The organism is Pseudomonas fluorescens, assembly GCF_902497875.1.
Lineage (GTDB): Bacteria > Pseudomonadota > Gammaproteobacteria > Pseudomonadales > Pseudomonadaceae > Aquipseudomonas > Aquipseudomonas fluorescens_BR.
Genome location: NZ_CABVHY010000052.1, coordinates 1 through 16,749, shown reverse-complemented (window position 1 = coordinate 16,749; position 16,749 = coordinate 1). Strand labels below are relative to the sequence as shown.

The following is a 16,749-nucleotide window of genomic DNA, read 5'->3' as shown; positions in this document are numbered from 1 at the left end:
ATTCATGCCCCTAACCGCCAACGTTCTCGCTGCCCCGATCGCCCACAAGGCCGACGGTGCCGACCCTTATGCCTGGCTGCAGGAGCGCGATAGCAGGCCTGTGCTCGACTACCTCAAGGCGGAAAACCGCTATCAGGAGGCGCAACTGGCCGATCAGGCCGAGCTGCGCGAAACCCTGTTCGAAGAAATCAAGGGACGGATTCGCGAAACCGACCTGTCGCTGCCCTCGCCCTGGGGCCCGTATCTGTATTACACCCGCACCACGGCTGGTGATGAATACGCCCGGCATTACCGCTGCCCGCGTCCGGCCGATGACAGCCAACAGGTCGATGAAAGCCAGGAACAGCTATTGCTCGACCCGAACGAGCTGGCCAACGGCGGCTACTTCTCCCTTGGCGCGTTCAGCATCAGCCCGGACCACCAACGCCTGGCCTACAGCCTGGACACCAACGGCGAAGAAACCTACACCCTGTTCGTCAAGGAACTGTCCGACGGCCGGGTCAGCGAGCTGTCGTTCGAAAACTGCGACGGCAGCATGACCTGGGCCAATGACAGCCTGACGCTGTTCTTCGGCGAGCTGGATGACACCCATCGCCCGCACAAACTGTTCCGCTATCGCCTGGACGGCACCGCAGCCGAAGAAGTGTTCCATGAGACGGACGGACGTTTCTTCCTGCACTGTTACCGCTCAAGCTCCGAACGCCAGCTGATACTGTCTCTGGGCAGCAAGACCACCAGCGAAGTCTGGGTCCTCGACGCCGCGCAGCCGCAGCAGCCCTTTGTTTGCCTGGCGCCACGGGTCGAAGCGCATGAGTATGACGCCGACCACGGCAAGCTCGATGGCCAATGGACCTGGTTGTTTCGCAGCAACCGCGACGGCATCAACTTCGCCCTGTACCAGGCCGCCGACAACGGCATCGTACCGTCCGAGGCCGACTGGCAGAACCTGGTCCCGCACAGCGACAGCGTGATGCTCGACGGCATGAGCCTGAACGCTTCGGCGCTGACCTTGAGCCTGCGCGAAGGTGGCTTGCCGATCATTGAGGTCCGCCCCGAGGGCCTGCCCGCCTACCGCGTGCAACTGCCCGACGCGGCCTACAGCCTGCATGTGCAGAACAGCCTGGAGTTTGTCAGCGAGAAGATCCGTCTGCGCTACGAAGCGCTGAATCGCCCCGCGCAAATCCGCCAGCTTGATCTGGCGACTGGCGAGCAGAAAGTCCTCAAGGAAACTCCGGTGCTTGGCCCGTTCGATCCCGAGGCTTATGTCAGCCAGCGCCTCTGGGCAACCGCCGCCGACGGCACCCAGGTGCCGATCAGCCTGGTGGTCAAACGCGAATCTCTCGGCAAACCGACACCGCTCTACCTTTACGGTTACGGCGCCTACGGCGAAAGTCTCGACCCCTGGTTTTCCCATGCGCGCCTGAGCCTGCTCGATCGCGGAGTCACCTTTGCCATCGCCCATGTGCGCGGCGGCGGTGAACTGGGCGAAGCCTGGTATCGCGCCGGCAAGCAGGAACACAAACAGAACACCTTCAGCGACTTCATCGCCTGCGCCGAACACCTGATCGCCAATGGCTTCACCACTTCATCGCAACTGGCGATCAGTGGCGGCAGCGCCGGCGGCCTGCTGATCGGCGCAGTGCTCAACCAGCGTCCGGAGCTATTCCGGGCAGCGATCGCCGAAGTGCCCTTTGTCGACGTACTGAACACCATGCTCGACCCGGATTTGCCGCTGACCGTCACCGAATACGACGAATGGGGTAACCCTGAAGAACCTGAAGTCCATGCGCGGATCAAGGCTTACGCGCCCTACGAAAACGTCCGGGCCCAGGCCTACCCGGCGACTCTGGTGATCGCCGGCTACAACGACAGCCGGGTGCAGTATTGGGAAGCCGCCAAATGGGTGGCGAAGCTGCGAGCGACCAAGACCGACGACCATCTGCTGCTGCTCAAGACCGAGCTCGGTGCGGGCCACGGGGGAATGAGCGGTCGTTATCAGGGATTGCGTGATGTAGCGCTCGAGTACGCCTTTGTGTTCAAGGTGCTGGGTATCGCCTGAGACACTCGGCACGGCGTCCCGGCCCTGATACCGGGTGCCGGGCAATTGCTCTCGCAACTGGTCTAACCGCCAGGCGTCTTGGCTTTCGGCGGGTCGGGCTCCAAACCGGGCAACGTTTGGTCCTTGGGCGGCCTGGGCATCGGCATCGGCGGCAGCAACGGTGAACCGTCGCCGCCACCGGCCTTGGGAATACTCGGAGGAGTGATCTGCGGATACGGCGTGGGGGTCGCGGTGCCCGGCGAACCCGGCATCGGCGCTGGCGCAATCGGCACAGGTTGCAACTCTTGGGCCCGCGCTGAACTTATCGAGAGCGCGGCCAACACAATGACCGTTAGAATGGTGCGCTTCATCAATGGCTCCGTTGCCCTTGTCGTCTATTCAGGCTACTCCCAACGACGCAAGTTTGCCTTTCTCAATGCCAGTTTCCCCTCCCTAATGAGAGTTCCATGAAACGTTTCGTTCTGCTCGACACCACTCCGATCCCCGAAAACGGCGGTGCCCTGTGCCTGTTCGAATACGGCGAGGATTTCGTCATCAAGATCCAGGGCGGTGACGGCGGGCAACTGATGAACACCCGCATGCACGGCTCCGAAGACGCATTGGCCGAGATTCCCTGCCGCAAGGTCGCCGGTCGTCCCGGCTCGCGGGTGTTGATCGGGGGCCTGGGCATGGGCTTCACCCTGGCCGCGGCCCTCAAGCATCTGGGCAAGACCGCCGAGGTGGTGGTCGCGGAACTGGTGCCGGGTGTCGTGGAGTGGAATCGCGGGCCGCTGGGGGAAAAATCCGGGCGGCCGCTACTCGACCCGCGCACCGTGATCCGCATGGAAGACGTGGCCAAGGTGCTGCAAGCCGAGCCACAGGGGTTCGACGCAATCATGCTCGACGTCGACAACGGCCCCGAAGGCCTGACCCAGAAGGCCAATAGCTGGCTTTACTCCCCGGGCGGCCTGAGTGCCTGCGCCAAGGCCCTGCGCCCCAAAGGCGTGCTCGCCGTATGGTCGGCCAGTGCCGACCGGCAGTTTTCCGACAAGCTGCGCAAGGCTGGCTTCAAGGCCGAGGAAGTGCAAGTCTTCGCCCACGGCAACAAAGGCACACGGCACACCATCTGGATTGCCGAGAAGCTCAAGGCCTGAGCTAAACTTGCTGCATAACCGTCATTAGTCTTTTACAAAGGTGAACCCATGAGTTCGTCAACGCCTCCGTCCAACACTGCCAAATTGGACCGCATCCTCGCCGACGCCCAGCGCGACCGCGAGATGGGTTACCGCGACAAGGCCCTGAAGATGTACCCGCACGTCTGCGGTCGTTGCGCCCGTGAGTTTTCCGGCAAGCGCCTGAGCGAGCTGACCGTGCACCACCGCGATCACAACCACGACAACAACCCGCAGGATGGCTCCAACTGGGAGCTGCTGTGCCTGTACTGCCACGATAACGAACACTCGCGCTACACCGACCAGCAGTACTTCAGCGAAAGCTCCACCAGCTCGCCGAAAATCGCCAAGGCCACTCACAATCCGTTCGCCGCGCTGGCGGGGCTGATGAAGAAAGAAGACTGAAAGCAAAAGATCGCAGCCTGCGGCAGCTCCTACAGATTAATGTGAACTCCCTGTAGGAGCTGCCGCAGGCTGCGATCTTTTCGGCCCTCACCGGCTATCTCCCCCTTGATGCCCCGCCCCTCGAGCAATCCCCGTATAATCACGGTTTTTCTCGAAGGCACCCCGCTCGTGGCCAACAAACGGTACAGCTGCATTGGTTTGTATAACCCCAAATCACCGGAGAACGTCGGTTCGGTGATGCGCGCCGCTGGCTGCTACGGCGTGGCGTCGGTGTTCTACACTGGCAAGCGTTATGAACGCGCCCGCGACTTCGTCACCGACACCAAGAAAGTCCACCAGGACATTCCGTTGATCGGCATCGAAGACCTGAAGAAAATCCTGCCGTTGGGCTGCATCCCGGTCGCTGTCGAACTGGTCGAAGGCGCTCGCTCGCTGCCGGAATACACCCACCCGGATCGCGCGCTGTATATCTTCGGACCGGAAGACGGTTCGCTGGATAAAGACATCCGCGACTGGTGCGAAGACGTGGTCTACATCCCGACCACCGGTTGCATGAACCTTGCCGCGACTGTCAACGTGGTGCTTTATGACCGCATGGCCAAGGGCAATAACACCCGCTCCGGGCCGAAGTTCTAGTTTGTAAATATAGAAAACCGACGGAACAAGCGACGCGCTCGCGCAGTCAGCTTTATATCCATCACCCTCCTGGAGACAGATCATGAGCGACAGCAAAATCGTAGAGCGCATCGAATCCACCCCGTTCCAGACCCGGCCGACGCAGAACGTCCATGGCTGGGAACGCATTGGTTCGCTGGCCGGTGGCGTAGTGATGATGGGCAAAGGTCTGCGCCGTGGCGGGGTCTTCGGTCTGATCCAGGTAGCGATTGGCGGCGTGGCCCTGGCCCGCGGCATTACTGGCCACAGTTCGGCAAAAGACCTGCTGGAGAAAAGCCGTCAGGACATGAATAACGTTCGCTCGAAAATCGAACGGGCCGGTGAAGATCTGCGCCGGATGAAAGCCAATGCCGAAGCGGCGACCCGCACGGCGACGGTGACCGGCAATGACTCGGTGGAATCGCCTAAAGCCGGGGTTTGATGGCAGTGGTGTACCAGTCAAATTTTCGTTAGCCGAAAAGATCGCAGCCTGCGGCAGCTCCTACGCCGAACGCGTACCCCTGTAGGAGCTGCCGCAGGCTGCGATCTTTTGATCTTTGCCCTTACTGCAACAACTTGCTATCCAGCACCGACGACGACTCGCCGAGGATGCTTTCGCTCATCTGCACGAACTCTTTGGTGCTGACGCTTTCCAGGCGCATGACGGCGTGCAGCACATCGTCCAGCGAACGCTTGTTGCGGGTTTTCAGGCGAATTTCGCTATCCAGTTCCTGCAGCAACAACACCGCTCTGGCGACCGTCGATCCGCTGATTTGCTCGCCGCGCAAGGTGCTGACTTTATGACTGTCCTTGGCCAATCGGGTCTGCAGGCTCTGATAACGTTCGTCACTCATGCCGCCAGCCCGGCGTACCAGCTCGATCGCGTAATACTCGGCAAACCCCTCACTGATCCAGTCGCTGCGCTGACTGTCGTGGATCCGGCCAAACACCTGAGCCAACTCGCGCACCAAAGGGCTGGTGCCGTTTTCGCTGACCAGCGGTATGCGGCTGTGCAGGTAGATCGAATCCCGCCCGGCCAGGCTACCGCGCCACATCGGGTCGCCAGCGCCGACAATCAGCAATTTGCTGGGGTGACGCGGGAATGCTGCCTGCACTTGCGGCCAAACGAAGGTCAGCAGCGTCAGCACGTCCATGCGCCGCATGCCCTGCCCTTGCGGCGAGGCGACCGTGACTTCGGTTTCTCCCAGGCGAGTGCGACGGCTGCCCAGGGTTCCTGCCAGTATCCAGCCAGTCGGCCGGTCGAAGAGACGCGAAACATTGTCGACCCGAAAGCGGTTCTTGCCGATACGCGGCCAGGCGGTCTCGACGCTTTTCCAGCCCGCCGGTAACTCGAATTCCAGGCGCGACACCAGTTCGATGCCGTCCTGTTGGTCGAGGCGAGCGGCAGGTACCAGGTCGTCACCGCGCAGCAACGCCCAACTCGGGGTCATGCGCGCTTCGAAAGTGCCATTCTTGCGGGCATGGCTGATGCGCACGCGGTAGGTCAGGCTGGCCTTGCCATTGGCAGGACGCCAGATACCGCGCTGCCCTTCGGGCGTTTTCGGCGTAGAGGATTGCCACTGGCCATCGGCCTTGAAATCGCTGTAGTCGCCGCGATTGCCCAGATCCAGGTCCAGACTGCGTATCGCAGCGCCGTCGGCCAGGGTCAGCCGCACTTCGGCCTGATCGCTCTGCGGCAACAGGCGCACGTGGTAATCCAGATCGACTTTCTTTGCCGCCCACAGCGGCGAACTTAGCGCCAGCAATAAACAGGCTAACGGTAGCCTTGCCCCCACAGCCATACACACTCCTTCGTGAATCAACCTGAAACGCTAAACCGGCCTGCTCTTAACCCGCACGAAAGATCAGATGATCCTCCCAATCCTCTTCAGCCACGCTGCCCTCGGCGAGCATGCGTCCGGATTGAGAGATACGTTCGTGGTGTACCGCATCGCGATCACCGCAGACCAGATGGTGCCAGAGCGGCAAGTCCTTGCCCTCGCTGACCAAACGGTAGCCGCAGGTCGGCGGCAGCCATTTGAACTGGTCGGCCTTGCCCGGTGTGAGCTGGATGCAGTCGGGCACCGAGTCGCGACGATTGGTGTAATCGCTGCACTGGCAGGTTTTCAGGTCCAGCAGTTTGCAGGCAATGCGCGTGTAGTAGACGCTGTTGTCATCTTCGTCCTCGAGCTTTTGCAGACAGCACAGGCCACAGCCGTCGCACAACGACTCCCATTCCTCTTGATCGAGTTGTTCGAGGGTTTTGCGTATCCAGAAAGGTTCGACTTTGGCGGCCATGGCTCAAGCATCAGTATCAGGCAGTGAAAAGGCCGCCAGTCTAGTGCGCAAGGGCTCCGCGGCCAAGCGCTTGCGACTGCCGGTAGAACGGGGCTTGTCAGTTCTTGCGCGGCGAAGTAGCTTTGCCAATCGCAAAGAGCCAAACCGAAGTGCCATTAACGCTCAACCGCGTTGCATTCAGGTGAACTGCCACGGCTCAAGAAGACCTCACCGCTCAGCTCAACTGCGCCCGCCGGTTTTTTTTCGACTTTCATACTCAAACGCAGCAAGGAATCTCTGTTCATGAGCGCTAATCCCCGCGTCGCCGACTATGCCATCCATCCGCAGTTCACCGATCGTTGGTCGCCCCGCGCCTTCACCGGTGAAAGCATCCCGCAGGAAACCTTGTTGAGTTTCTTCGAAGCCGCGCGCTGGGCACCTTCGGCCTACAACTCGCAGCCATGGCGCTTCCTCTACGCTCGTCGTGACACGCCGAACTGGGAACGCTACCTGGGTCTGCTGAATGAATTCAACCGCAGCTGGGCGCAACATGCCTCGGCGCTGGTAATCGTGATCTCGAAAACCACCTTCACCGCTCCAGGCGCCGAAGAAGAAACGCCGGCGCTGTGGCACACCTTCGACACCGGCTCGGCCTGGGGCCATCTGGCGCTGCAAGCCAGCCTCAGCGGCTGGCACACTCACGGCATGGCCGGTTTTGATCAGGAGCTGACCCGCAAGGAGCTGAATATTCCTGAAGGCTACGCGCTGCACGCCGCCGTGGCGATCGGCAAGCTGGGGGACAAGGCGACCCTGGCCGAGTACCTGCAGGCCCGTGAAGTCCCAAGCCCGCGCCGTCCGTTGAGCGAGACCGTGGCTGAGGGTGATTTCAGCCTGTAAGATTTGAGTGATAGCAAAAGATCGCAGCCTGCGGCAGCTCCTACAGGTGTACGCGTATCCTTGTAGGAGCTGCCGCAGGCTGCGATCTTTTTGGGACCGGTCAGATCGCCAAAGGACCTAATATCCCCGCTCGAAACTCACTTCCCCACGCAACGGCGTATCAGCCTGGTAAGCCCGCAGGTTTTCGACAAACAACTGCACCATCATCGATGGTGAAGTTGGCGCCGAACTGTGGCCGGTCAGCAGCAAGCCCCAGGCGGTCCAGAACGGGTGACGTTGCGGCAACGGCTCCTGGCGGCAGACGTCGATCACCGCCCCGGCCAGATGCCCTTCTTTCAAGGCCTCGACCAGGTCCGCATCGACCACCGCCACACCGCGCCCGACGTTGATGAACAACCCGGTCGGCTTGAATTTCTTGAACAGCGCCGCGTCGTACAGATCATGGGTGTTCGGCGTATTGGGCAGCAGGTTGACCACATAATCGACCTCCCCTACCAACCGCCCTAGATCTTCCAGCCCGGCGACCTCGATAAATGGCGCCTGCTCACGCGCTTCGCTGGCGATGCCATACAACTCGACACCAAATGGCAACAGGAACTGCGCCACGCTGCAGCCGATGTCGCCGGTACCGACGATCAGCACCTTGCGCCCGGCCAGGCTTTGGACCTGGCGGTTATCCCACTTGCGCTCGACCTGGCTGACCAGCCGTGCCAGCACTTCGCGTTCATGACCGAGCATGTAGGTCAGCACGTACTCGGCCATGACCTGACCGAAAATCCCCACCGCCCGGGTCAGGCGGTAATGCCGCGGCAAGCCCTCTGCGAGCAACGGAGTGATCCCCGCCCAGGTCGATTGCAACCACTGCGGCTCATGGCCCTGACGCAGCAGCGTCGCCAGCAGGTCCGGCTGGCCGAGCCAGATCGGACAATCCGCGGCAAAGCTCGCAAGCTCCGCGGAGTCGCCGCTGGTGAGTACTTCCAGGTCAGGAGCGGCCTGACTCAACAATTGGGCGTAAAGAGCGTGGTCGTGTTCAGCAATCAGAACGCGCATGGTTCAAACCTTTCAAAAACAGTGCAGCGGATCGTCGACGGGGGTGCCCACCATTAACGTCCGCCACCGGATTATTCAGTTTCATGTGTAAGAGCGCTCCGCACAGAGCACCCGGCCCCGTCCGTCACATAGGATCATTGCGCCGCAGCAGCTCTTCGGGCAAATGTTCGATGTACTCGTCCTCAGCCGGCGGCATTTGCAGGTGATAGCCCTGTTTCTCAAGGTTCTCCAGCACCACATTGATGTCCTCGCGGGACAGCGTGCGCTCCGGGCTCAGCACCAGGTCAAAGGCGTGGTGCGGTTTGCCAAAGGCCAGCAGCAGGCTTGGGGGGACTCGCTCCAGCGCATCGCTTTTCAGCACGTAGAGGTACATCTCGTTTTTCTTCAGGCTTCGGTAGATGGAGCAAATACGTTTCAAGGCTGTTCTCCGGCGGTGGCCAGGCTGTCGAGCAGCTTCTGGCCCATCAATTCGCGGCGCCAGCCACGCAATGAATCGGGCAATTGGTAAGGGCCCTCGGGGAAGCCGCTTTTGAGCAGGGCTTCCAGGGTTTTCTTGCGCAGCATCAGCTCCGGCGCAATGTTCAGGCGCTCGGCTTCGGCCTGGCCGATTGCCCGAAGACGCTTGATCAGCGCGGCGGCTTCCATCGGCAATGGCTCGGGCACCGCTGGCGGCCATTGATCAGGGGAGACACTGCCAGCTTGCTTGATAAGCTCAAGCAGGAACTCGCCGTCCTGACGTACGGTACGCGGGTGCATGTCTTCGATTTTCGCCAGCGCCGTGGGGTTGTCCGGCTGGGTCCGGGCCAATGGCCACAGGGAATGCTCACGGACAATCCGGTTACGTGGCAGGTCACGGGCACGCGCTTCGCGTTCACGCCAGGCACAGAGTTCACGCAATACAGCCAACTGGGCGCGGGAAAGTTTCCAGGCCAGTTTGGCCTCGCGATAGACCTCGTAGGGGTCGACTTCGCGACGCAGGTTGGCCACCAGTTCGGCACCGTCCTCCAGCACCCAGGCGTATTTATCGTCCGACAACTGCGGACGCAGGCGGATGTAGACCTCGGCCAAATGCAACGCATCTTCAGCGGCATAGCTGATCTGGGTCTCGGACAGCGGGCGTTGCAGCCAGTCGGATCGAGTCTCGCCCTTGGGCAGATCGATACTCAGCACTTCCTGGACCAGGCGCGAGTAGCCCATGGAAAAGCCCAGGTTCAGATAGGCGGCGGCCAATTGGGTATCGAACAACGGTGCCGGCAAGCTGCCGGTCAAGCGCAGCAACACTTCAAGATCTTCGCTGCAAGCATGTACGACCTTGATCACTGCCGGATTTTCCAACAAGGCGGCCAAGGGTTGCCAGTTATCGATCGTCAATGGGTCAATCAGGTAAGCGCGCACGCCATCGCCAATCTGCAGCAGCCCGGCGATCGGATAAAAAGTGTCGACCCGCATGAATTCGGTGTCGAGGGCAACGAACGGCAATTGCTGCCACTCGGCGCAAAACTGACCGAGGCTATCGTTGTCGCGAATCCAGTGAATATCGATGGCCACACGGCTCTCCCTTGAAGAATGGCGCGCAGTATATATCGACCCCGGCGATTTCCGAGCATTCACTGCAGAAGAGCGTGAGGGAAAACACCTATCGGACTATCAGAATAGTCCGACAGGAGAGACTAGCGGGCTTTACGCAGCACGTAGACCCGCGAGAGGCCGCAGCCGGGCATGAAGTCTTGAGAGTGGAGAATCTCGAACCCCGCCTGCCTGAACTCGCCCTCAACCAGCGTTTTACTGGCCAACGGGCGTTTTGCAGCATCCGCCGATGCCTCCAGGTCAGCAGTTGGAGCCCGACGGCGGCGAACCCTGAAGCTGCTGGTGACTTGCACCGAAACAATCACTGTGTCTCGGCTGACGCGATGCAGTTCACGCAGCAAGAGCAGTCGGTGCTCGCTGCTGACGATGTGCTGAAACAACTGCATGCAAAAAATGCAGTCCACGGCATTGGCCGACAGGCCAATGGTGAACGCCGAACTCTGAAAGGTTTTGACCCGCTTGAGCAGGCCAGGCGAATGATGGGTCTGGGCGTGATCAAGCATATCCTGAGAGTTGTCCGCCGCCAGAATGACCCGGTTTGCGTGCTCCGCCAGCACCGGCCAGAAACGCCCTGCACCGCAGGCCAGGTCAAGAATCAGGCCGGGCTCGCCCGCCATCTTGAGCGCCTGGCGAACCAACTGCTCAGCGCGCCAAAGCGAGAGCCGCCGGGCCAGGCCGACGGGGCGCGCGTCCAGACAAACTTTTGCATGCTCCTGGTCGTAGCGCCTGGCGAGCTCAAGCTCGAGGGTGGATGGGAGTTGCGATGACATGACACTCGGACTCTTGTAAAAGGATCAAGGGGCGGCAGGTTAGCCACTGACACGTGAAAAAAAGGTCGAACGGCAGTGAAGATCTCACTGAGTGGCCAACACCCCATCGAGCACAGCCCCGCGGCAACCGGCAAACATATCCAGGTTGGCGTTGTAAACGCTGCTGTCGACTTCCAGCAGGCCAAGCATTGAATGGAACAGATTGTCCTGGCTCAGCGGCTTTTCGCGGCTCAGCTGCAGGCAATGGGTGTCCACCGAGAAAGACTTCTGATAACTGTCCGAAAACCAGGCGAGCATCGCCACATGCTTCTGCTGTTCCGGCGCCAGCATATAAGGCGTGCCGTGCAGGAACAGGTTGTACTCACCGAGCGACTCACCGTGATCCGACAGGTAGAGCATCGCGGTATCGACCTGGTCCTGATTGCTGCGCAGCAAGTCGATCAGGGTCGCCAACACGTGATCGGTATACACCAGCGTGTTGTCGTAACCGTTGATGATGCTTTCGCGGCTGCAACTGTTCAGCGTATTGCTTTCACAGACCGGAGTGAAGCGCTCGTACTCCTTGGGATAACGCTTGAAGTATTCCGGACCATGACTACCCATCTGGTGCAGCACCAGCACGGTGTCTTTATCGAGGTTATCGATGAAGTGCTGCAAACCTTGCAACAGGATCTCATCGCGGCATTCGCTATTGGCACACAACCCCGCATCCTTGAGATTGCTCACATCCTGAAGCGTGACCCGGTCGCAGGTGCCTTTGCAGCCGGACTGGTTGTCGCGCCAGATCACTTCCAGCCCGGCACGCTTGAGCACATCAAGCAGACCTTCTTCGTTCTTTGCCGTGCTGGCGTTGTAGTCCTTGCGGCCCATATTGGAGAACATGCATGGCACCGACACTGCGGTTTCCGTGCCACAGGAATGCACGTTGGTAAAAGCGATCAAGCCGGCCTCTTTATTCAGTTTCGGCGTGGTATCGCGGTCATAACCCAGAACGCCGAAATTCGACCCACGAGCACTTTCACCCACCACCAGCACCGTCAGCGACTTGCGGGCATGGGCCTGCCAGCTCGGGTTCTTCTGCGCATCTTCACCAATCTTGACGAATGGTTGCCGGGAGGACACCACCTGCTCACGCAAATAGCCGACGGACGCGCCAATGTAATTGCTCGGCACTATCATCAAGCGCAACTCATGGTGATTACGAAACAACGAAGACAAACCCTGGTAGTTGGCCAGAGCGACAACACCGAGCACACCCCCCGATACAACACCGAGCAACACTTTACTTAATACTTCGCGGTGCCAGCACCGATAGTTGATTGGGGTCTTCCATAACAACCACGACGGTAACACGCCAAGAAAAAAAACGTAGGCAAGCCATTTGATCGAGAGTAAATCACGCACTTCCGTGGCATTGGTTTCGGCGAAATTACGCAACATTCCCTTATCAATCAAAACACCGTACTGCGCCATGAAGTAAGCCACGCCAGCGCTGATTAAAAACAACAGGATCAGCACCGGCTTGAGCACGTAAGGAAAGGCCAGCAGGGTCAGGACAATGTTGAACGCGCACCCGATCATCACCCCAAACGCCACGCGCATGGCCATGCCTTGCCCGTCGAACGAGGTAATGTCGAACAGGTGTTGCCAGAGCACACAGTTGAAGCCGATTAATAAAAAGGCACTGGCCACCAACGTCACCCACTCGGGGCGCACGGCTTTAATAGTCCACATGACGGTCTGCTTTATCCTTGAAAGTAGTGCCGTCAGGAAGTAACAAGAACATTCACTTCCCACGACAGCACAAACTTTAAGCAGCCAACCATCAATTTTTCGTGAAAAATAAGCGAACAAATAGTTGGCAAGTGGCAATTTGCCAAAACTTTTTATCTGGAGCGCGACGCATTACGCTTGATGTAGATACCAGCGCCAGTCCTGCTCGCCCACTTCGCCCATGAATTGCCGGTACTCGGCACGTTTCACGGCCAGATAGACCCCGAGAAACTCGGTTCCGAAGGCGTCCCGAGCCCAGGACGAGCCTTCCAGGGCACGCAAAGTGGTCAGCCAGTCCGTCGGCAGCAGCTCGGTGGCCTGAGCGTACCCATTGCCTTCAACCGGCGCGCCAGGGTCGCGCTGTTCGCGAATGCCCCGATGAATACCCGCCAGGATCGCCGCTGCCGCCAGATACGGGTTGGCATCGGCGCCGCAGATACGGTGTTCGATATGCCGGGAAAACGCCGGGCCACCCGGCACTCGCAGGCTGACCGTACGGTTGTCCACGCCCCAGGTCGCGGCCAGCGGCGCGTAACTGTTGGTCTGGAAACGCCGGTAGGAGTTGGCATTGGGGCAGAACAGCAGCAACGAGTCGAGCAAGGTGCTGAGCATGCCGCCGACTGCCTGCCTGAGCAGCGGCGTACCGTCGGGCGCTTCGCTGGCGAAAAGGTTATTACCATCCTTGTCCGCCAGGCTGACATGCATGTGCATGCCGGTACCGGCCAGGTCATCGAAGGGTTTGGCCATGAAACAGGCGGTCATGCCGTGCTTGTGCGCCACGCCTTTGACCAGGCGTTTGTAGCGCACCGCCTCATCCATTGCCTGCAAGGCATCGCTGCGATGCTCAAGGGTGATCTCCACCTGCCCCGGTGCGTACTCGGAAATCGCCGTGCGCGCCGGAATGCCCTGCAGCTTGCAGGCGTTGTAGAGATCGGCGAGAAACGGTTCGATCTGCTCCAGTTCACGCAAGCCATAGACCTGGGTAGAACGCGGTCGACCGCCGTCGACATCCCGCGCCGGCTGCGGCCGACCGTTGCTGTCGCGCTCACGATCCAGCAGATAGAACTCCAGCTCCGCCGCCATGACCGGGTAAAAACCATCGGCCTTGAGGCCATCGATCACCTGGGCCAGTAGATGCCGCGGATCGGCCACGGTCGCCGGCATCCCCTCTTGCGGGTGCATGCTGACCTGCACCGCCGCGGTAGGGATCAGCCGCCACGGCATGCGCTGCAAACTGCCGCTGAGCGGATACGCCCGACAGTCGATATCGCCGACTTCCCAGACCAGCCCGGAGTTTTCCACGTCGTCGCCATTGATGGTCAACCCGAGGATGGTGCTCGGCAGCGGCCGACCGCTTTCATACACCGCCAACAGTTCATCGCGATGCAGCAACTTGCCCCGCGGCACGCCGTTGTTGTCGAGGATGAACAACTCGAACATCTCGATATCCGGATTGTTCGCCAGAAAGGTCTGGGCTTCTTGTAGGGAGGCAAAGGGGGTCGTGGCAAAACTCATGGGAACTCTCGTATTTCCGCGTCAGGCAGACGCACAGGCGTCGCCGGTTCGATCCACCGTGCCATGTAGGGCCAAGTGCGATCCGTATAAAGACTTAACGGGAAATACAGGCATCCGGTGGGCGCGCGTGACGACAGTGCCACAGCGCCCAGAAGGCCAGTTCAGAAGGGAGTGCAGACAGGTTTGGTGTGGTGGCAGGCGTGAATCGATAACCAAGGCCCGAGGCGCTGACGCCAGGCGAAGCCTTGTGTGTGATTCCGGTCAGCCGAGCGTCCATACAAAAACCGCAGTAGACAGATGCCGAGCAGCGTCACACGGGCGGATAAGCCGTTAAATCCGGATTTTACGAAGTTTGGTTGTGGGTTGGCTAAACATTCCCCCGCTGTTCGACCAACTCGACAAAGGCCCCACACGCGGTACTTCGGTAAGCACCCTTGCGACTGAGCAAGGCCACGGTGCGTTGCAGCAGTGCTGGTTCGAGCTCCAGCGCCTGCAAGCCCGTCTGCTCGCGGGCAACGGATTGCGGGAGGATGGTCGCCAAGGGGCTGCGGCGTACGATCTCGATGATCGCGCTGATGGAGTTGGCTTCCATAACGATGCGTGGCGCGATGTTTTGCTCGCGACAGTAGCGGTCGATGTGCTGGCGAGTGGCGAAGTCGCTGCTGAGCAAGACCAACGCCTGCTCGCCCAGTTCGTGAGCACTCAGCGACTGTTGCCCGACAAACCCCGGATGGGTATCACTCACCACCAGGCTCAGGGTTTCGGCGAACAGCGCTTGTGATTCGATATCGGCCAGATGTTCACCGTAAAAACCGATGCCGATATCCAGCCGGTCTTCCGCCAGCGCCGCTTCAATCCGGTCCTGGGTCATCTCCTCGACGCTCAGGGTGATTGCCGGGTAAAGGCTGTTGAAGCGGGTCAGCAGCGGACCGATCAGATAGGCGGTGAAGGTCGGGGTCATGGCCAGGCGCAACGAACCGCGACTCAGATCCTGCACATCATGCATCGCTCGCTTGGCCGCCTGCAGATCCTGCAAGGCCTGCCGTGCATAACGCACATAGGCCTCACCGGCGTCGGTCAGGCGCACGCAACGTCCCGAGCGGTCGAACAACGGCGCGCCGAGGGAGTCCTCCAGTTGCTTGATCTGCTGCGACAGCGTCGGCTGCGACACATGCAGCGCTTCGGCGGCTCTGGTGAAGTTGCGATGCTCGGCAACCGCGAGCAGGTAGCGAATATGACGTAACAGCATGGCCGCTCAACTATAGGAAGGGCTTATGGCGACAATAATAAACCGGTCTTGGACGCTATAGCTGAAAAATTTCATCCTTGCCCCATCAGCGACGCAAGGAGAATCACCATGCAAGACATCATCGACGGCTTTCTCAAGTTCCAGCGTGAGGCTTTTCCGGAGCGCAGCGAACTGTTCAAGCAATTGGCTACCCGCCAGAGCCCGGGCACTTTGTTCGTCACCTGTTCCGACAGCCGTGTAGTCCCGGAACTGCTGACCCAGCAGGAACCCGGCGACATGTTCGTGATCCGCAACGCCGGCAACATAGTGCCGTCCTATGGTCCAGAGCCGGGCGGTGTGTCAGCCACGGTGGAATATGCCGTCGCCGTGCTCGGCGTCAGCGACATCGTGATCTGCGGCCATTCCGACTGCGGTGCGATGACCGCCATTTCCACCTGCAAATGCCTCGATCACCTGCCGGCGGTGGCCAACTGGCTGCGCCACGCCGAGTCGGCCAAGGTGATCAACGCCTCCCGGACTCACGCATCGGCCGAAGAGCGACTCGATTCGCTGGTACGGGAAAACGTCATCGCCCAACTGGCCAATCTCAAGACTCACCCTTCAGTCGCTCTGGCCCTGGAGCAGGGTCGACTGAACCTGCACGGCTGGGTCTACGACATTGAAAGCGGCGGCATCGTCGCGCTGGACGGCGTCAGACAGGGCTTCGTTTCGCTCACCGACTACCCAAAGACCTGTGCCCAGTCCAGCAAATTGCCACACGCCGCCTGACCCAGAGTGGAAGCAACTTTTCGTACTTCACCCAAGAGGAAATCACCATGCTGCAATCCCAATTCGCTCAAGCTCCACGTCTGGCCCTGGCCGACACCATCATCGACGCCAAGGCCCGCAAAAACCTGTCGTGGCAGGACCTGACCGACGGCACCGGCCTGAGCCTGGCCTTCGTCACCGCCGCCCTGCTCGGTCAACACCCTCTACCGGTGGAGGCCGCCGACGTAGTCTGCGACAAACTCGGCCTGGATCAGAATGCCAGCCGCCTGTTGCAAAGCGTGCCCTTGCGCGGCAGCATCCAGGGCGGCATCCCGACCGATCCGACCGTCTACCGTTTCTATGAAATGCTGCAGGTCTACGGCTCGACGCTCAAGGCGCTGGTCCACGAACAGTTCGGCGACGGCATCATCAGCGCCATCAACTTCAAACTGGACATCAAGAAAGTCGAAGACCCGGACGGCGGTTCCCGCGCGGTGATCACGCTGGATGGCAAGTACCTGCCGACCAAGCCGTTCTGATTGAAAAGGTATTGTCCGCGGGGAAATCGGCGCAAATCCTGAAATCGCCTTCGCGGGCAAGTCGGATCGCCGCACC

General features: G+C 60.2%; 18 protein-coding genes. 8 read left to right on the top strand and 10 right to left on the bottom strand.

Features of this window, described 5'->3' with window-relative positions; all coding sequences use genetic code 11:
* The first annotated feature begins 4 nt into the window (after positions 1-4).
* On the top strand, positions 5-2,059 hold the full coding sequence (locus tag F8N85_RS31760) for a S9 family peptidase (protein ID WP_150807383.1): 2,055 nt from the start codon (positions 5-7) through the stop codon (positions 2,057-2,059).
* 62 nt (positions 2,060-2,121) lie between these two features.
* Here F8N85_RS31760 and F8N85_RS31755 read toward each other — a convergent pair whose 3' ends face one another.
* Positions 2,122-2,409: a hypothetical protein gene (locus F8N85_RS31755; protein WP_150807382.1), complete on the bottom strand. Its 288-nt coding sequence runs from the start codon at positions 2,407-2,409 to the stop codon at positions 2,122-2,124.
* A gap of 96 nt (positions 2,410-2,505) precedes the next feature.
* Here F8N85_RS31755 and F8N85_RS31750 point away from each other — a divergent pair, with 96 nt between their 5' ends.
* From F8N85_RS31750 to F8N85_RS31735, 4 genes are all read left to right on the top strand, one after another.
* Positions 2,506-3,192 (top strand): spermidine synthase, encoded by a 687-nt coding sequence (locus F8N85_RS31750; protein ID WP_150807381.1) that lies wholly within the window; start codon positions 2,506-2,508, stop codon positions 3,190-3,192.
* A 48-nt stretch (positions 3,193-3,240) separates the two neighbouring features.
* The gene (locus tag F8N85_RS31745) at positions 3,241-3,615 is read left to right on the top strand and encodes a YajD family HNH nuclease (RefSeq protein WP_150642117.1); all 375 of its coding nucleotides are present in this window, start codon (positions 3,241-3,243) and stop codon (positions 3,613-3,615) included.
* Between the two features lie 168 nt (positions 3,616-3,783).
* A complete protein-coding gene (locus F8N85_RS31740; protein WP_150642116.1) occupies positions 3,784-4,251 on the top strand; it encodes an RNA methyltransferase in 468 nt (155 codons plus the stop codon).
* A gap of 82 nt (positions 4,252-4,333) precedes the next feature.
* Positions 4,334-4,711 carry a DUF2892 domain-containing protein gene (locus F8N85_RS31735; RefSeq protein ID WP_150807380.1) on the top strand — a complete coding sequence of 126 codons (378 nt, stop codon included), beginning with the start codon at positions 4,334-4,336 and terminating at the stop codon, positions 4,709-4,711.
* Positions 4,712-4,832: 121 nt separating this feature from the next.
* Here F8N85_RS31735 and F8N85_RS31730 read toward each other — a convergent pair whose 3' ends face one another.
* A complete protein-coding gene (locus F8N85_RS31730) occupies positions 4,833-6,071 on the bottom strand; it encodes a hypothetical protein (protein ID WP_150807379.1) in 1,239 nt (412 codons plus the stop codon).
* A 46-nt stretch (positions 6,072-6,117) separates the two neighbouring features.
* A complete protein-coding gene (locus F8N85_RS31725) occupies positions 6,118-6,567 on the bottom strand; it encodes a YcgN family cysteine cluster protein (RefSeq protein ID WP_150807378.1) in 450 nt (149 codons plus the stop codon).
* Between the two features lie 282 nt (positions 6,568-6,849).
* Here F8N85_RS31725 and F8N85_RS31720 point away from each other — a divergent pair, with 282 nt between their 5' ends.
* Complete coding sequence (locus tag F8N85_RS31720) at positions 6,850-7,443, top strand: nitroreductase family protein (RefSeq protein ID WP_150807377.1); 594 nt, start codon at positions 6,850-6,852, stop codon at positions 7,441-7,443.
* A gap of 117 nt (positions 7,444-7,560) precedes the next feature.
* On the opposite strand, the gene F8N85_RS31715 is transcribed toward F8N85_RS31720, so the two are convergent.
* From F8N85_RS31715 to cynR, 7 genes are all read right to left on the bottom strand, one after another.
* Positions 7,561-8,493 carry a D-2-hydroxyacid dehydrogenase gene (locus tag F8N85_RS31715; protein ID WP_150807376.1) on the bottom strand — a complete coding sequence of 311 codons (933 nt, stop codon included), beginning with the start codon at positions 8,491-8,493 and terminating at the stop codon, positions 7,561-7,563.
* 124 nt (positions 8,494-8,617) lie between these two features.
* The gene (locus tag F8N85_RS31710) at positions 8,618-8,911 is read right to left on the bottom strand and encodes a YcgL domain-containing protein (protein ID WP_150807375.1); all 294 of its coding nucleotides are present in this window, start codon (positions 8,909-8,911) and stop codon (positions 8,618-8,620) included.
* Entirely contained in the window at positions 8,908-10,041 is a 1,134-nt protein-coding gene (gene rnd, locus F8N85_RS31705; protein ID WP_150807374.1) for a ribonuclease D, read from the bottom strand. Before rnd ends, F8N85_RS31710 begins: the two co-directional genes overlap by 4 nt.
* Positions 10,042-10,163: 122 nt before the next feature.
* On the bottom strand, positions 10,164-10,850 hold the full coding sequence (locus tag F8N85_RS31700; RefSeq protein WP_150807373.1) for a class I SAM-dependent methyltransferase: 687 nt from the start codon (positions 10,848-10,850) through the stop codon (positions 10,164-10,166).
* 84 nt (positions 10,851-10,934) lie between these two features.
* Positions 10,935-12,584, bottom strand: coding sequence for a phosphoethanolamine transferase (locus F8N85_RS31695; protein ID WP_150807372.1), 1,650 nt, complete (start codon positions 12,582-12,584; stop codon positions 10,935-10,937).
* Positions 12,585-12,755: 171 nt separating this feature from the next.
* Positions 12,756-14,138 carry a glutamine synthetase family protein gene (locus F8N85_RS31690; RefSeq protein WP_150807371.1) on the bottom strand — a complete coding sequence of 461 codons (1,383 nt, stop codon included), beginning with the start codon at positions 14,136-14,138 and terminating at the stop codon, positions 12,756-12,758.
* Positions 14,139-14,505: 367 nt separating this feature from the next.
* Positions 14,506-15,387: a transcriptional regulator CynR gene (cynR, locus tag F8N85_RS31680; protein WP_150807369.1), complete on the bottom strand. Its 882-nt coding sequence runs from the start codon at positions 15,385-15,387 to the stop codon at positions 14,506-14,508.
* Between the two features lie 108 nt (positions 15,388-15,495).
* On the opposite strand from cynR, the gene F8N85_RS31675 reads away from it, so the two are divergent.
* Together F8N85_RS31675 and cynS are read left to right on the top strand one after the other, a co-directional pair.
* Complete coding sequence (locus tag F8N85_RS31675; RefSeq protein ID WP_150807368.1) at positions 15,496-16,155, top strand: carbonic anhydrase; 660 nt, start codon at positions 15,496-15,498, stop codon at positions 16,153-16,155.
* 47 nt (positions 16,156-16,202) lie between these two features.
* Positions 16,203-16,673: a cyanase gene (gene cynS, locus F8N85_RS31670; RefSeq protein ID WP_150807367.1), complete on the top strand. Its 471-nt coding sequence runs from the start codon at positions 16,203-16,205 to the stop codon at positions 16,671-16,673.
* Positions 16,674-16,749 lie beyond the last annotated feature (76 nt).

Bases quoted from the DNA above. Each gene is read 5' to 3' on its own strand.
- F8N85_RS31760 (WP_150807383.1), top strand. From the start codon at position 5: ATGCCCCTAACCGCCAACGTTCTCGCTGCCCCGATCGCCCACAAGGCC.
- F8N85_RS31755 (WP_150807382.1), bottom strand. From the start codon at position 2,409: ATGAAGCGCACCATTCTAACGGTCATTGTGTTGGCCGCGCTCTCGATA.
- F8N85_RS31750 (WP_150807381.1), top strand. From the start codon at position 2,506: ATGAAACGTTTCGTTCTGCTCGACACCACTCCGATCCCCGAAAACGGC.
- F8N85_RS31745 (WP_150642117.1), top strand. From the start codon at position 3,241: ATGAGTTCGTCAACGCCTCCGTCCAACACTGCCAAATTGGACCGCATC.
- F8N85_RS31735 (WP_150807380.1), top strand. From the start codon at position 4,334: ATGAGCGACAGCAAAATCGTAGAGCGCATCGAATCCACCCCGTTCCAG.
- F8N85_RS31730 (WP_150807379.1), bottom strand. From the start codon at position 6,071: ATGGCTGTGGGGGCAAGGCTACCGTTAGCCTGTTTATTGCTGGCGCTA.
- F8N85_RS31725 (WP_150807378.1), bottom strand. From the start codon at position 6,567: ATGGCCGCCAAAGTCGAACCTTTCTGGATACGCAAAACCCTCGAACAA.
- F8N85_RS31720 (WP_150807377.1), top strand. From the start codon at position 6,850: ATGAGCGCTAATCCCCGCGTCGCCGACTATGCCATCCATCCGCAGTTC.
- F8N85_RS31715 (WP_150807376.1), bottom strand. From the start codon at position 8,493: ATGCGCGTTCTGATTGCTGAACACGACCACGCTCTTTACGCCCAATTG.
- F8N85_RS31700 (WP_150807373.1), bottom strand. From the start codon at position 10,850: ATGTCATCGCAACTCCCATCCACCCTCGAGCTTGAGCTCGCCAGGCGC.
- F8N85_RS31695 (WP_150807372.1), bottom strand. From the start codon at position 12,584: ATGTGGACTATTAAAGCCGTGCGCCCCGAGTGGGTGACGTTGGTGGCC.
- F8N85_RS31690 (WP_150807371.1), bottom strand. From the start codon at position 14,138: ATGAGTTTTGCCACGACCCCCTTTGCCTCCCTACAAGAAGCCCAGACC.
- cynR (WP_150807369.1), bottom strand. From the start codon at position 15,387: ATGCTGTTACGTCATATTCGCTACCTGCTCGCGGTTGCCGAGCATCGC.
- F8N85_RS31675 (WP_150807368.1), top strand. From the start codon at position 15,496: ATGCAAGACATCATCGACGGCTTTCTCAAGTTCCAGCGTGAGGCTTTT.
- cynS (WP_150807367.1), top strand. From the start codon at position 16,203: ATGCTGCAATCCCAATTCGCTCAAGCTCCACGTCTGGCCCTGGCCGAC.